At 58.1% G+C, this 12,938-nt stretch carries 11 protein-coding genes; 7 read left to right on the forward strand and 4 right to left on the reverse strand.

Annotated features, from left to right (window positions below; genetic code table 11):
* Nucleotides 1-26: 26 nt before the first annotated feature.
* A protein-coding gene (locus tag J3P82_RS10905) for an IS3 family transposase (protein WP_434557930.1) occupies nt 27-1,249 on the reverse strand; the annotation gives its coding sequence in 2 pieces (ribosomal slippage) (nt 27-898 and nt 898-1,249; 1,224 coding nt in all).
* Nucleotides 1,250-1,359: 110 nt separating this feature from the next.
* Nucleotides 1,360-2,346: an MBL fold metallo-hydrolase gene (locus tag J3P82_RS10910; protein WP_434562981.1), complete on the reverse strand. Its 987-nt coding sequence runs from the start codon at nt 2,344-2,346 to the stop codon at nt 1,360-1,362.
* A 208-nt stretch (nt 2,347-2,554) separates the two neighbouring features.
* On the opposite strand from J3P82_RS10910, the gene J3P82_RS10915 reads away from it, so the two are divergent.
* Both J3P82_RS10915 and J3P82_RS10920 read left to right on the forward strand, forming a co-directional pair.
* Nucleotides 2,555-3,717, forward strand: a protein-coding gene (locus J3P82_RS10915) for an IS3 family transposase (RefSeq protein WP_434562983.1) whose coding sequence is annotated in 2 segments (ribosomal slippage) — nt 2,555-2,810 and nt 2,810-3,717 — 1,164 coding nt in all. Because the reading frame shifts where the segments join, the coding sequence is not laid out codon by codon here.
* A gap of 1,012 nt (nt 3,718-4,729) precedes the next feature.
* On the forward strand, nt 4,730-5,230 hold the full coding sequence (locus J3P82_RS10920) for a hypothetical protein (protein ID WP_434562985.1): 501 nt from the start codon (nt 4,730-4,732) through the stop codon (nt 5,228-5,230).
* A 3-nt stretch (nt 5,231-5,233) separates the two neighbouring features.
* Here J3P82_RS10920 and J3P82_RS10925 read toward each other — a convergent pair whose 3' ends face one another.
* Entirely contained in the window at nt 5,234-6,151 is a 918-nt protein-coding gene (locus J3P82_RS10925) for a polyprenyl synthetase family protein (RefSeq protein WP_434562987.1), read from the reverse strand.
* A 217-nt stretch (nt 6,152-6,368) separates the two neighbouring features.
* Here J3P82_RS10925 and fni point away from each other — a divergent pair, with 217 nt between their 5' ends.
* The 5 genes from fni to J3P82_RS10950 are packed head-to-tail and all read left to right on the forward strand — an operon-like array spanning nt 6,369 to nt 12,379.
* Nucleotides 6,369-7,424 carry a type 2 isopentenyl-diphosphate Delta-isomerase gene (fni, locus tag J3P82_RS10930; protein WP_434562989.1) on the forward strand — a complete coding sequence of 352 codons (1,056 nt, stop codon included), beginning with the start codon at nt 6,369-6,371 and terminating at the stop codon, nt 7,422-7,424.
* Entirely contained in the window at nt 7,421-8,719 is a 1,299-nt protein-coding gene (locus J3P82_RS10935; RefSeq protein ID WP_434562991.1) for a glycosyltransferase, read from the forward strand. Before fni ends, J3P82_RS10935 begins: the two co-directional genes overlap by 4 nt.
* Nucleotides 8,716-9,894, forward strand: coding sequence for a lycopene beta-cyclase CrtY (gene crtY / locus J3P82_RS10940; RefSeq protein WP_434562993.1), 1,179 nt, complete (start codon nt 8,716-8,718; stop codon nt 9,892-9,894). The genes J3P82_RS10935 and crtY overlap by 4 nt, the downstream gene beginning before the upstream one ends.
* Entirely contained in the window at nt 9,891-11,381 is a 1,491-nt protein-coding gene (locus J3P82_RS10945) for a phytoene desaturase (RefSeq protein WP_434562995.1), read from the forward strand. Before crtY ends, J3P82_RS10945 begins: the two co-directional genes overlap by 4 nt.
* Nucleotides 11,378-12,379, forward strand: coding sequence for a phytoene/squalene synthase family protein (locus J3P82_RS10950; protein ID WP_434562997.1), 1,002 nt, complete (start codon nt 11,378-11,380; stop codon nt 12,377-12,379). The genes J3P82_RS10945 and J3P82_RS10950 overlap by 4 nt, the downstream gene beginning before the upstream one ends.
* On the opposite strand, the gene J3P82_RS10955 is transcribed toward J3P82_RS10950, so the two are convergent.
* Entirely contained in the window at nt 12,261-12,806 is a 546-nt protein-coding gene (locus tag J3P82_RS10955; protein WP_434562999.1) for a sterol desaturase family protein, read from the reverse strand. The genes J3P82_RS10950 and J3P82_RS10955 overlap by 119 nt on opposite strands.
* Between the last annotated feature and the right edge of the window lie 132 nt (nt 12,807-12,938).

Raw genomic sequence — 12,938 nt, forward strand, 5'->3', positions numbered from 1 at the left:
TGAAATAGGTTTACACCTGTTTCATCTCAAAGCGCCCGATGCACCGCATCGGGCGTTTTGTATTTCAGAGCCAAATGAGGTCGCTTACGGTTATAAATTTCTATCGACTCCTCGACCATGCGCTTGGCTTGGGCAAGGTCTTTGGGACGGTGTAAAAGAAACTCCGTTTTCAGAATCCCATTCACCCGTTCCGCTAGGGCGTTCTGGTAGCAGTCATAGCCATCAGTCATCGAGCATTTGATGCCGTGCTTGGCATGCAGCCTCTGGTAGAGATCAGAACAGTATTGCGAGCCCCGATCAGAGTGATGTACCAGCGGCTGATTGCTTCTTCGATGCCGAAGGGCTTTGGTCATTGCCTGGATGACTGACTCGGTATGCAGGCTTTCATGCACATGATGGCCGACTATTTTGCGCGAGAACGCATCAGTGACCAGGCTCACATAAGCGACGCTTTGTTCGGTAGGCAAGTAGGTTATATCTGCTACCCATACCTGTTCAGGACCCGTGGCAGTGACTTGGTCAGGGCCGGGTTTGAGCCGATTCGGATGTCGACGGAAGCGATGATGACTATCGGTAGTCTTGTGATAAGCGCGTTTGCGTAGGACCAGTTGTCGATGGTCTCGCAAGATAGCGAACAACCGATCTCGACCTACCGTTCGCGTCAGTTCAGGTTCGGCTTGCATAAGGCCATGCAGCTTACGAGTGCCCAACCGGGGCATTTCAAGACGAGTCTCCAATACAAATCCCAGCACTCTTTGCGTATGTCTGGCTTGTGCGTCGTAAGCTCGATTGCGCTTGTAGTAGGCCTGCCGAGAGATGCCTAGAAACTGGCAAGCCCTGGTAATGCTCAGGCCTTCGATTTGCCCTTGGGTGAGGACTTGCCGGATCGCTTTTTTACGACAGAAACACCGTAATCGTTTTTCAGCACGTCAACGACAGCTTCAAAAAATTGGGCTTTCTGGTTGGCAAGGGCCAGCTTTTCTTCCAGCTCCTTGATTCGCTGCTCTGGTGTCAGCGGCAAATTTGGCTCGGCCATCGGTCGGTTCCTCTGGGCACGGATGGAGGCGCCTTGACTCCAGTCCTGCCGTCCATGCTTGCGTAACCACACCAACACAGTCGACCGACCCTGAATCCCATAACGCCGTTGAGCCTCTTTATAACTCAGTTCGCCCTTTTCAACTTGATCGACGACCGCCAATTTAAAGCCCAGCGTGTAGTCACGCTGACTGCGCCTTTTTCCTGATTCCATTGGTTCCTCCTGAGGATAGGTCAGAAGGTGTAAACCTTATTCAGGACGAGACATAGGCAATAAAAAGGCCACGGAGATACCATGGCCTTTTTCACTCCGCGGGCGCCTATTCAGGGTTCAAAGGTAACAGGGTTTCGGTACTCAACGGGCACCCAGCTGTAGCCTTTTTCTTCTTTACGCAGATGCCCAATACCAGGAAAGGGCAAGTGAGCCGCGGCCACCAACCAGCGCTCCCTGGCAGCCTCAGCGAACAGCCGTGTGCGAGATGCAACGGCGGCTTTGGGATCGACGTCCACCGCGATGGTTACTTCCGGATGCGGCAATTGCACAGAATGCACATGCACAATGTCGCCCCAAAGCAGCAGCTTTTCGTCTCCCGAACTGAGCAGGTACGACGTGTGGCCAGGGGTGTGACCATTTGACGGCACGACCTGAATTCCTGGGGTGATGGAGTCTCCCTCATTAAAGGTTTTGAATTTTCCTACATCTGAATAAGGTGAAATTGCATCGCGCGCCATCTTGAAGAACGGGCGCTGCTCCTCAGGCAACGAGCCCTCCTGCTTTACGTCGAGCCAGTACTTCGCATCTCGGTCTGCGGCCCAGACGGTTGCGTTAGTAAAGGCTCGTTTGCCGCCTGGCAGCGTCACCCCGCAGGCATGATCAGGATGCATATGCGTCAGCAGCACTGCATCAACCTCTTCGGGCCTATAACCGGCAGCACGGATGTTGTCGACCATCCGCCCCATGGTGGGGCCGAAGCAATCAGACGAACCCGAGTCGATAAGCACCAACTGTTTCCCGTCATCGACAAGAAAGGCATTGACCGCCGTCTGTACGAACGGAGCCGCCTTCTGATACTCATGCAGGATGTGCTCGTGGATCTTTTCCTGCGACATGCCCGCGAGATGCTTCGGGTTCAGATCGATATAGCCGTCGTATACAGCAGTCACAGTGGTGTTGCCGACCATCTGCCGGTAAAAGCCGGCTGCCTGCTGATGTTGGTTGGCCGGAGCTGCGAGTGCAGCCTGCGATGCGACAGTCATAACCGCTATTATGCCGAGCGTTTTCAGACGCGGCGGTAGATTCAGTGTACCCATGACAAACTCCACAATTAGGCACTATTGCCTGATGCGAAATCGTATGGGCGCGCAAAGTACAGACCCATAGCGTCAATGGAATCAGATTGGTAAGCAAAACCGACACATTCGAACGAAGGAAGGCTATGAAGAGGCATGGCATATTGTAGTGGTCTAATGAAACCGGACACCCATTTAGGCGAGAATGCTCGCCAGATCGAGGTGTCAGATGACCAAACAACGCCGCTCCTTTACTCCTGAATTCAAACGCGAGGCTGCCGACCTCGTGCTCAAACAAAACTACAGCTACATCGAAGCCAGCCGTTCACTCGGCATTGGTGAGTCGGCATTGCGCCGCTGGGTTGACCAGATTCAGAAAGAACATAAAGGCATCACCCCGCAGAGTAAGGCTCTGACTCCGGAACAGCAAAAAATTCAGGAGCTGGAAGCCCGGATTGCTCGGCTTGAGCGAGAGAAATCAATACTAAAAAAGGCTACCGCGCTCTTGATGTCGGAAGATCACGAGCGTTCGCGCTGATTGACCAGTTGAGTGCACATGAGCCGGTTGATTGGCTGTGCAAGGTACTTGACGTCACGCGCTCGTGTTACTACGCCCAGCGCCTGCGGCGCCGCACGCCCGATGTTGAACGGCTTCGATTGCGAAGTCGCGTCAGTGGGCTGTTCTCGCAAAGTCGCAGCTCTGCGGGCAGTCGCAGCATCCTGTCGCTGATGCGTGAAGACGGTGAGCAGATCGGTCGATTCAAAGTGCGCAGCTTGATGCGCGAGCTTGATTTAGTCAGCAAACAACCCGGCTCCCATGCCTACAAACGAGCAACAGTAGAAAGACTGGATATCCCGAACACATTGAACCGCGAGTTCGACGTGCCAGCGCCCAATCAAGTTTGGTGCGGCGATATCACCTACATTTGGGCGCAAGGAAAGTGGCATTACCTGGCTGTCGTCCTGGATCTTTGTACGCGTCGGATCGTGGGCTGGGCGCTGTCGGAAAAGCCAGACGCTGAGCTGGTGATCAAAGCGCTGGATATGGCTTACGAGCAGCGTGGCAGGCCTTCGGATCTGCTATTCCACTCGGACCAGGGATCGCAATATGCAAGCCGACTCTTTCGCCAGCGGTTGTGGCGATACCGCATGCGACAGAGCATGAGCCGACGAGGAAACTGCTGGGATAACGCACCGATGGAGCGCGTATTTCGCAGCTTGAAAACAGAATGGATACCGACCGTGGGCTATCAAACTGCGCAGGAAGCACAGCGCGATATCAGCCATTTTTTGATGCATCGCTACAACTGGATTAGGCCTCATCAATTCAACGATGGGTTGGCCCCAGCGCGGGCCGAGGAAAAACTTAACGTCGTGTCCGGGATTAGTTGACCACTACATATTGTCTTCAGTGAGGCGGCAAGATGTGTCGCGCTCTACTTGATTGTTCAGGGTCAGAAATTGTTCCAGACGCGCTTTTAGCACCTCTGTGGGTCGCTTTCCGGTATTCAAGCGGTAGGTCATGGCAAACCGGGCAGCATGTTGGAGGCGGCTAAACGGTCGGTCGTGAATCACACCAAGGCAAGACGGTGGTTTTGCAGGAGCATCTGGGGCAGGTGAGGGTGACAGGGAGCGACATGAGCATGGCGACGTCCTGCAATCTTCGGTGCTGCAAGATTGCTTTACGGGGGCGACAGCATATGTCGCTGGACTTCGATGTCTCCTACAGCCCTACGACAGAGATCGTGTCTCTGTGGCGGATGTCAGAAATTTTTACTAGGTCGGCGTGTATGGGCGGTGTGAGATTGTTTTGCCGTCCGATTGGCTGTGGGGGAATCAAATGGTTAGCCAGAAGCGCCCCTGTTTGGCCCTTGATACCCTTCTAAAGTAGACCGGCGTGTTGCTTTTCTCGAATATTGGCTAACGGCTAGGTGACATTGCTCTTACCTTGATGAGCCAGCCGTCCTTAGTCCGCTTCTATCATTCTAAGATTGCCATGGCTGCCATCGAAAACGTCACAGTGAGTTCGGCGGCGGACGAAGAGCACTCGTTCCACAAGACTGAGAGAGTCATCGATCAGAAAGATCATGCTAGTCAAATGCAGAGCTCATCACTGCCGGGAGATGTGGGTGTCTCTGCTGGTAAGACATAGCGTTGATTTCGAGTCTGATTACGTTGGGTGACGAGGCGGCGTATCTGGCGCGCGTTGAGCCGCACCATCTGGCATAGCGTGCGCCCCAGCGGCGGATCTTGAATCAATGGCGTAAGGCAGACACTCGGCGTCAGTGCGTTGCGAGCAGGTCAGGCAAGAACAGCGTTAAGGCGGTGGAGCGTCATAGCCGGGCTGGCGTAGGATGGCGCCTGCGTTTCACACCCTGACTTTCCCTGAATAAGGTTCGAAATCATGCGGCGTATGATCTTGCTGATCGGTGTACTACTAAGCTTTAACGTGTTGGCGCAGGATTCAGCTCAATCAAAAGTTCTGAATCAACCCAAGGATTCAAACCAACCGGTGGTGAAGTGGACCCTGCTGGATCAGAACGATAAGGCGTATACCTTGAACGACAGCGCTCAAGTGCTGTTGATAGCGCGCAGCATGTCGGCCGCAGAGTTGCTGGATGCGGTGATGGAAGGTCAACCGGAGGGCTACCTGGAAGCGCGCCACATTGTGTACGTAGCGGATATCGAGAAGATGCCTTCACTGATCAAGATAGTGGCGGTACCGGCCATGCGTTCGGCCAAATACAGAATCATGCTGGACCAGGACGGCAGGGTTGCCAACCGCTATGGCGGCGACCGGGATACCGTTCAGTGGCTTGCCTTGAACAATGGCGCGGTCGTCAGTGAGCAGCGTTTTGCAGACGCCGAAAAATTGAAACAAGCAATTGCCGAGCGGGCCAAGTAAGCCCTACGGTCTTGCGCTACGTTGTCGCAGCGCTTTTTCGAAGATCATCCGCATATACCCGATGATCATTGGAGAAGGGCCGTAGACTTCCCGCAAATGGCTTTCGGCGTTGACGAGGTGAGCCTTAAGCTGTTCGCGGACTTTTTGCTCGCCGTAAAGCGCAACGAACGTCGACTTGCCCTCGTCCTTGCCTTGATCCTTGTCGCTGTCCGGGCAATGATCCCTGAGATCGTCATACATCTGGAACGCCTGACCTAGCTCCATGGCGAAGTTCTGCAGGATCGGGCGTGTGCTCGCTTTTGCATCACTGATCAGCCAGGCCATGTCCATGATCGCGCTAAACAATACCCCCGTCTTCAGGTTGTTGGTCAGCGCAATTTCCTCGGGGCCCCGGTTTTGCTGGCCTTCACGTAAATCCTTGAACTGGCCCTTGACCAGCCCCTGCATGCCTACGGTATTGGCCATCACCTCCACCAGTTGCATGCGGATCGCCGGGGTCAGATCGCTAATTCCGGCAACAACCCCGAATGCGCGGCTGAGCAGGGCAACGGCGGCAAGAATCGCCACGTCTTCGCCAAACTTCAAATGCACGGTCGGACGCCCACGGCGTAATCGCGCGTTATCCATGCACGGCATGTCGTCCAGCACCAGTGACGCTGCGTGGATCAATTCCACGGCGCAGCCCAGGTCCAGTGCCTGATCGCCGCCGTGTCCCAGGCCTTGCGCAGCGAGTATCAACAGAATCGGCCGCATGCGCTTGCCGGGCGCCAGCGTGGAGTCACGCATGGCAAGCGCGACCAGATCCCGCTCGTCGCTGCTGCTGGGCAGCAATTGGTCCAGACGCTGTTCAATAGCCGCGCGCACATCTTTCAGGAGTTCGGTAAACCCAAATTCGACGGTTGCGTCAGGCTCGATTGCCATCGGTCTTGACCTTTGCTTTAAGGGTGATCAATGAAGGGTGATCAGCTTGCTGGCTGGCCACGTGATGCGTCTTAAACTCTGAACGACTTTGAATAACCAGTGCCTCAGTTATAGTCATTATTGTACGTAACTTGTACTAGCATCTTAATCTTGTACAACCTGGCTCAACACAATGACCACGCGCGCCGCAAAATGATTCAACCGAATTGGAGCTTCCATGACTGAGCACCCCCTGAGTCGGAGAAAGGATGATCATCTTAATATCGTGCTGGACGGCCGTGGTGTGCGTCATGACCCACGACAGGGTGGCGGCAGCGGGCTGGATGCCTTTCAGTTCGAGCATTGTGCGTTGCCGGAGCTGGACCTGAACGGCATTGACCTCACCAGCGCGCTGGTTGGGATCCCCCTCAGAGCGCCCTTGCTGATCAGCTCCATGACCGGTGGGGCGCAGCGTTCTGCAGCGATCAACCACCATCTGGCCGAGGCCGCCCAAGAGCTTGGTATCGCCATGGGCGTAGGTTCGCAGCGCGTCGGGCTGCGCAGCGGCAACGATCAGGGCTTGACCCGTGAGTTGCGGCGGCTGGCTCCCGATATCCCGTTGCTGGGCAATATCGGCGCGGCACAGCTCTTGGAAAGAGATGGCCAGGAACTGGCGCGCCGCGCCGTGGAGACCTTGCAGGCGAACGCTTTGATCATCCATCTGAACCCGTTGCAGGAAGCCGTTCAGGCCGAAGGTGATTGGGATTGGCGAGGTGTGCTGGATGCTATCGGATTGACCGTGCAAAGTGTCGGCGTGCCGGTGATCGTCAAGGAAGTCGGGGCGGGCATATCGGCATCGGTGGCGGTGGCCCTGGCGGATGTCGGGGTCCGCGTGATCGACGTGGCGGGCACCGGCGGCACCAGTTGGGCGGCGGTGGAAGCTGAGCGCGCCAGCAGCCCCGCCGATAAAGAGGTGGCGATGGCTTTTGCCGATTGGGGCATATCGACGTCCACCAGCCTGGTCAGCGTGCGTGAGGCGTTGCCCGGCATGACGCTGATCGCATCCGGCGGCATTCGTAATGGCGTGGATGTAGCCAAGGCGCTGTGTCTGGGGGCTGACCTGGTGGGGCAGGCGGCGGGAGTGCTGCGCAATGCGACGGTATCGACAGCGTCGGTCATCGAGCACTTCAACATCATCATAAAACAGCTGCGCATTGCCTGTTTTTGTACGGGCTCGGCAGATCTGGCGGCATTGCGTCAAGCCAGATTACTCTCGTCGGTCGACCGCTCATGAGCCATTTCGGCGTGGTGACCCCGGCGTTCCATAGCCACTTCCAGGCCTTTCAGGCGCTGGCGGTAGAACTGTTGAACCGTGGGCATCAGGTCACGTTCTTCCAGCAGCCCGACGCGCGCCGTTGGCTGGGTGATCCGCGTATCGGTTTTCATGCGACGGTTGCTGGCAGCCATCCGCCGGGCAGCCTGGACGCTTCGTTGCAGCGCGCGGCCAGCTCGAATAACCCGCTGACTTTGCGGCGGGTCATTGCCGATATGTGTGCAACCACAGGCATGCTGTGTAAAGAATTACCCGCAGCGCTGGCTTACAGACAGGTCGATGCGCTGCTCTGCGATCAGATGGAAGCTGCCGGTGGGCTGGTCGCCGAGGCCTTGGGCCTGCCTTATGTCTCGGTGGCTTGCGCGTTGCCGGTCAACCGCGAGCCTGGCTTGCCGCTGCCGGTGATGCCGTTTGCCTACGGCAGCGACGAACGTAGCCTACGCATGTACGCCGGTAGCCAGCAGGTTTACGATTGGCTGATGCGACCCCTGGGAGACGTGTTGCGAGGTGCATGTCGACAGCTTGCCATCAAGCCTCGCGATGCGCTGCATGAATGCCTTTCACCGCTTGCCCACATCAGCCAGACCCTTGCAGGATTTGATTTTCCTCGTACGCAGCAGCCCGCGCATTTCCATGCCGTAGGACCGTTGCGCCTGCCTTTTTCGAGTGCCGGGCAACCTTCGCCAGGCGGCGAAGCTTTTGAGTGGCAGATTGATAAAAATCGACCCTTCGTCTTTGCCAGCCTGGGCACCTTGCAGGGCGGGCGCCTGGGTATGTTCCGGCGGATTGCAAAGGCCTGCCGCCGCTTGGACGCGCAGCTGTTGGTCGCCCATTGCGGCGGGCTCGATTCGGCCCAGGAACGCATGCTTCTCGAGGGTGGCGCGACCTGGGTCACTGCGTTCGCCCCCCAGCAAGCGGTGCTTGAACACGCCGATGTAGTCGTGACCCATGGAGGTCTCAACACCGTGATGGATGCCATTGCCACCACTACGCCGATGCTCGTCATGCCCATCGGTTTTGACCAGCCGGGGGTGGCGGCGCGTGTCAGCTACCGAGGCCTGGGCCTGAAGCTAAACCGCTGGGCGAGTGCCGCCACCATTGCTGATGGGCTGGCCCGGCTGTTTGTTCTTCCACGAGAGCCTTTGCAGCGGATGGCGGCTGAGTTGCAGCACGCCGGTGGCACCCGCAAAGCGGCTGACATCATCGAGGCGGCGGTGCGCAGCGGTAAACCTGTGCTGACGCAGGCGGTGGCATGATCTATGACCTGATCCTTACCGGTGGTGGGCTGGCCAATGGGTTGATTGCCTGGCGACTCAAGCAGTTGCGCCCTGAGCTACAGGTGCTCTGCGTTGAAGAGCAAGCCCGGATCGGTGGTAACCATACCTGGTCCTTTCACGACTCGGACTTGACGGCAGAGCAGCATCAATGGATCAGGCCCTTGGTGGTGAAAACCTGGCCCGCCTACGATGTGCATTTCCCGGGGCGTTCGCGTCGGCTGAACAGCGGTTACGCCAGCATCACCTCGGAACGCTTTGCCCAAGTGATCGAACCCGCGCTCAGCGAAGGGGGGCGGGCAGGGTTGCGTGTGGCACAGCGGATTGAGCAGGTCACCCCGACCTCGCTGTTGCTGGAGGGCGGCGAGCAGTTGCAGGCCAAGGCCGTCATTGACGGGCGTGGCGTCCGGCACAGCGAACACCTGGTGCTGGGTCAACAGGCGTTTCTGGGCCAGGTGCTGCAGCTACAGGCCCCTCATGGGCTGGACGCGCCGATTATCATGGACGCCCGGTTGGCTCAAAGGCAGGGCTATCGTTTCGTCTACGTCTTGCCGTTTTCAGCCGACACGGTGCTGGTGGAGGACACCCACTATGTTGACCGCCAGAGCTTTTCTTCAGAGCAACTGCGCGAGCATATCCGTGATTATGTGCAAGATCGCGGATGGACCATTGCTCGCTGCCTGCGCGAAGAGCAAGGCGTGTTGCCGATCACCCTGGCAGGCGACTTTTCCGGCTTCTGGCGCGAGGCGGCCGGCCAGCCGCGTTCCGGTTTGCGAGCCGGTTTGTGCCATTGCACAACGGGTTATTCGTTGCCCCTGGCGGTTCAACTGGCGGACTGGTTCGCCCGCCAACAGAACCTGCAAGCGGACGCCTTATACCTTGGCATTCGCGCATTCGCCGAGCAGGCGTGGCGGCGCCAGGGGTTTTACCGTTTGCTTAATCGCATGCTGTTCCTGGCAGGCAAACCCCAGGACCGCTGGCGGGTGATGCAGCGTTTTTACGGGCTGCCCGAGGGGCTGATCAGGCGTTTCTATTCGGGCGACAGCACTTTGCAAGACAAGCTCCGGGTGCTGATCGGCAAGCCGCCTGTTCCCATTAATGAGGCCATGCATGCGGCACTTCGCTGCCTGCCTCGGCATTACAAGGATCGAGCATGACCCAGGGAAAAAGTGCGATTGTGATCGGCGCCGGCTTTGGTGGCCTGGCACTGGCAATCCGGCTGCAGGCGGCGGGTGTGCAAACCACCTTGCTGGAAAAACGCGACAAGCCCGGCGGCCGCGCCTATGTGTATCACGACGAGGGATTTACTTTCGATGCCGGGCCGACAGTGATTACCGACCCTACGGCCATCGAAGAATTGTTCGCAGCGGCAGGCAAAACCATGCGGGACTACGTTGAGATGCTGCCGGTCTCGCCGTTCTATCGTTTGTGCTGGGAGGACGGTACGCAGTTTGACTATGCCAACGATCAGGCCGAGCTGGACCGTCAGATCAGCAGGCTCAATCCCAAGGATGTGCAGGGCTACCAGCGGTTTCTGGCGTACTCAAGGGCGGTTTTTCGCGAGGGTTATCTCAAGTTGGGCGCCGTGCCGTTCCTGTCGTTTCGGGACATGATCAAGGCCGGGCCGCAGCTGGCTCGGCTGCAGGCGTGGCGCAGCGTCTACTCGATGGTTTCCGAGTTTGTCGAAGACGAAAAGCTGCGCCAGGCGTTTTCGTTTCACTCCCTGCTGGTGGGCGGCAATCCGTTTGCCACCTCATCGATCTACACCTTGATCCATGCGCTGGAACGCGAATGGGGCGTGTGGTTTCCCAAGGGGGGGACGGGGGCGCTGGTGCATGGGCTGGTCAGGCTTTTCGAAGACATCGGCGGGCGTGTGGAGCTCAATGCCGATGTCGCCAGCATCGAGGTGCAAGCGGGCAAAGCCAGCGGCGTGCGCTTGAAGAACGGTCGCCTGCTGCAAGCGGACTGCGTCGCTTCCAATGCTGACGTGGTGCATACCTATGAGCAACTGCTGGGCGGCCATGCCCGTGGCATCAAGGAAAGCGCGCGCCTCAAAGGCAAGCGTTTCAGCAATTCCCTGTTCGTCATCCATTTCGGCCTCAAGCGGCCGCAACCCCAGCTTCAGCATCACACGGTCTGCTTCGGGCCGCGCTACCGGGCGTTGATTCACGAGATATTCAATGGCGTTGAGCTGGCTGAGGATTTCTCGCTCTACCTGCACGCTCCCTGCGTCACGGACCCGAGTCTGGCCCCGCCGGGTTGCTCCAGCCACTACGTACTCTCGCCGGTTCCGCATCTGGGTAACGCGCCCATCGACTGGGAGGTGGAAGGCTCACGCTACCGGGATCGCATTTTCGCGTATCTGGAGAAACACTACATGCCCGGCTTGCGGGACGATCTGGTGACCAGCCGGATTTTCAACCCGAATGATTTTCGCAATGAGTTGAATGCGCATTTGGGGTCGGCGTTTTCACTTGAACCGGTCCTCTGGCAGAGTGCCTGGTTCCGGCCTCATAACCGCGACGCGAGCCTTGGCAACGTGTACCTGGTAGGCGCGGGCACTCATCCCGGTGCGGGCGTGCCCGGTGTCATCGGCTCGGCAAAGGCCACGGCAGGTTTGATGCTGGAGGATCTGCATTCATGAGTCGCGATGCAGATCAGCACCGGGTCCTGCTGGAGCACGCCGAACGCAGCATTGCCGTGGGCTCGAAGAGCTTTGCCGCAGCCTCGCGTTTGTTCGACCCCTCGACCCGGGCTAGCGCCGTGATGCTTTATGCGTGGTGTCGGCATTGCGATGACGTGATAGACGGCCAGGAGGCGGGGCATTCGGCGACCGTGTTGAGTCAGTTTGACATTGACCGGCGCCTTGCCGACCTTACCGCTCAGACTCGGGCGGTGTACGCCGGGTTGCCTGTGCAGCACCCAGCCTTCGCAGCGTTCAGAGAGGTGGTGGCCAAACACAGCATTCAGGAGCGCTATGCCCTGGAGCATCTGGCGGGTTTTGCGATGGATGTACATCAGCGCCGTTATCAGAGCGTCAACGATACCTTGGACTACTGCTATCACGTGGCCGGGGTCGTCGGGCTGATGATGGCCCAGGTCATGGGTGTCAGCGACCAGAGGACATTGGACCGAGCCTGCGATCTGGGCATGGCGTTTCAACTGACCAACATTGCCCGCGATATCGTCGAAGACGCTGCCGTCGGCCGGTGCTATCTGCCACGCGACTGGCTGGATGAGCTTTCGATCCCCGAAGCGTCACTCGCCGACGTTCAGTATCGGCCCGGCCTGGCCATTCTCGCGCAACGGCTGGTGCAGACGGCCGACCCTTTTTACGCCAGTGCCGAGGCGGGATTAAGCGCACTGCCGTGGCGTTCTGCGTGGGCGGTGGCGACTGCGTCGGGTGTCTATCGGCAGATTGGCATCAAGGTCGCAAGACGGGGCGAGCATGCCTGGGACACGCGGGCATCGACCTCAAAGGTCGACAAGTTGCGGCTGGTGCTCAGCGGCCTGTGCCGCGCCGTTACTGCTCGCGGGCGTCACTGGCCCGAGCGTTCGCCGAGCCTGTGGCAACGTCCGGATCATTCTTGTGAAGAGGCCCACCATGCAGATCGCGCAACTGAGCCCGAAGCGCAGCGGTAGTTGGGGCATAGAGAAAGCCGAATGAGACACAGCGGTCCTTGCCCGACACCGCATGGTGCATCAAGTGCGCTTGATACAGACGCTTGAGATAACCGGTGCGAGGGACATATTTCAACGGCCAGCGTTTGTGGACTAGCCCATCATGGGCCAGAAAGTACAAAAAACCGTAAGCCGTCATCCCGGCCCCTATCCATTCCAGTGGGCGGATGCCCTGTGTGCCAAGCGCGATCAGCACGATGGCGAACAGCGCGAACACGATCGCGTACAGGTCGTTTCTCTCCAACCAGCCGGTGCGGGGTTCATGATGGGATCGGTGCCAGCCCCAGCCCCAGCCGTGCATCACATATTTGTGCGCAAGAAATGCAAAACCCTCCATACCGATAAGGGTCGCGAAAAATACCAGTGCGTTTGTCATCAGGCGGTTCATCTGAGCAAAGACACAGCATCGGACTGCGCCGAGGCGGTGAAGGTTCTAACATCTGACAGCGCGATGCTGGCCCCTGTAAAGGGTAAATTTCAGCTTGATATCACGACCATTTTCCCACTGCATGGCGAAGCA

The sequence above is a fragment of the Pseudomonas sp. Z4-20 genome, assembly GCF_051131955.1.
GTDB lineage: Bacteria > Pseudomonadota > Gammaproteobacteria > Pseudomonadales > Pseudomonadaceae > Aquipseudomonas > Aquipseudomonas marvdashtae.

Coding starts and splice junctions, on each gene's coding strand:
- fni (WP_434562989.1), top strand. CDS start 6,369: ATGACTGAGCACCCCCTGAGTCGGAGAAAGGATGATCATCTTAATATC.
- J3P82_RS10935 (WP_434562991.1), top strand. CDS start 7,421: ATGAGCCATTTCGGCGTGGTGACCCCGGCGTTCCATAGCCACTTCCAG.
- J3P82_RS10945 (WP_434562995.1), top strand. CDS start 9,891: ATGACCCAGGGAAAAAGTGCGATTGTGATCGGCGCCGGCTTTGGTGGC.
- J3P82_RS10950 (WP_434562997.1), top strand. CDS start 11,378: ATGAGTCGCGATGCAGATCAGCACCGGGTCCTGCTGGAGCACGCCGAA.
- J3P82_RS10925 (WP_434562987.1), bottom strand. CDS start 6,151: ATGGCAATCGAGCCTGACGCAACCGTCGAATTTGGGTTTACCGAACTC.
- crtY (WP_434562993.1), top strand. CDS start 8,716: ATGATCTATGACCTGATCCTTACCGGTGGTGGGCTGGCCAATGGGTTG.
- J3P82_RS10920 (WP_434562985.1), top strand. CDS start 4,730: ATGCGGCGTATGATCTTGCTGATCGGTGTACTACTAAGCTTTAACGTG.
- J3P82_RS10910 (WP_434562981.1), bottom strand. CDS start 2,346: ATGGGTACACTGAATCTACCGCCGCGTCTGAAAACGCTCGGCATAATA.
- J3P82_RS10955 (WP_434562999.1), bottom strand. CDS start 12,806: ATGAACCGCCTGATGACAAACGCACTGGTATTTTTCGCGACCCTTATC.